Source organism: Planktothricoides sp. SR001, assembly GCF_001276715.1.
Lineage (GTDB): Bacteria > Cyanobacteriota > Cyanobacteriia > Cyanobacteriales > Laspinemataceae > Planktothricoides > Planktothricoides raciborskii.
This window is the reverse complement of sequence record NZ_LIUQ01000160.1, coordinates 1-1,206: the sequence shown is the minus strand read 5'-3', so window position 1 is coordinate 1,206 and position 1,206 is coordinate 1. Positions and strand designations below refer to the sequence as shown.

Genomic DNA, 1,206 nt, shown 5'->3' with positions numbered 1-1,206 from the left:
CACCGAGTAGTAATCAACCCGAGTACCTGCAAGTCCATTCTCAATTTCGGGCAATTTTTACCTCCAACCCGGAAGAATATTGTGGGGTTCATGCTACCCAAGACGCCTTAATGGATCGGTTGGTGACAATTAATATGCCTGAACCGGATGAACTGACTCAGACTGAAATTATCGCCCAAAAAACAGGAATTCGTCGAGAAGATGCCTTATTTATTGTCAAACTCGTCAAAACCTTCCGTCTAAAAACTGCGGCGGAAAAAACGTCAGGTTTGCGCTCTTGTTTAATGATTGCCAAAGTCTGCGCTGAACACGATATTGTGGCTACCCCAGACCACGCAGATTTCCGCGATATTTGTGCAGATGTTCTCTTATCGCGCACGAATTTATCCATTGATAAATCGACAACCATTTTATGGGAAATTCTCAACGACAATCCGACAGAATCCTTACCCGTTGTAGAGGAAACGGAGCGTCCAGATGCCAGTGCGTTACCTCCGGATACTTTAAAGGAACATGAACAGAAAATTTATCATTATTTGGAGCAAACCCACAAAGCCAGCTTTCATGAAATTTACAAAACTTTAAACCTCAAGCAAAATCAAGCAGAAAAAGCTATTCGTTCTTTACTGCAAAAGAACTTGCTGAAACAACAAGACCAGTTTTATATTCTTTTTGAGTGAAACCAACCGTGAATTCCTCCACTTTTGCCAACCCGCTCAAAACCCACTCAAATAACACCCTGACAACGGCAACTCAAGGTTCGAGTTTAGCGGATATCCTTGAACGAGTTTTAGATAAAGGAATTGTGATTGCAGGCGATATTTCTGTTTCGATCGCCTCTACGGAACTTCTGCATATCCGCATTCGTCTGTTAATTGCCTCTGTTGATAAAGCACGGGAGATGGGAATTAATTGGTGGGAAGGAGACCCCTATCTCCATAGCCAATCCCAAGCTTTATTAGCAGAAAATCAAGAACTTTCAAACCGACTCCAAACCTTAGAAGCGGAACTTCAAGCCTTAAAATCCTTAACCCAATCGAGCGCCGTAGAAAGCCATGATCTCAGTCCGAACGATGAAGCACATTCCGAAACGCTAGAAAATTCCCAGCTTGAATCCTAACAGATTAGAGGGGGGATTACGTCATTTCACCTTAGATAAAATATCAAGTTGGCTTCCACACTTGAGATTCGCCGTCAAAAACTGAT

General features: G+C 42.6%; 1 protein-coding gene and 1 pseudogene. Both read left to right on the top strand.

The window, feature by feature from the left end; genetic code table 11:
• Nucleotides 1-680: pseudogene (locus AM228_RS28915) on the top strand (gas vesicle protein GvpN); the annotation flags it as partial.
• Between the two features lie 8 nt (nucleotides 681-688).
• Entirely contained in the window at nucleotides 689-1,120 is a 432-nt protein-coding gene (locus AM228_RS28910) for a gas vesicle protein (RefSeq protein WP_054470505.1), read from the top strand.
• Nucleotides 1,121-1,206 lie beyond the last annotated feature (86 nt).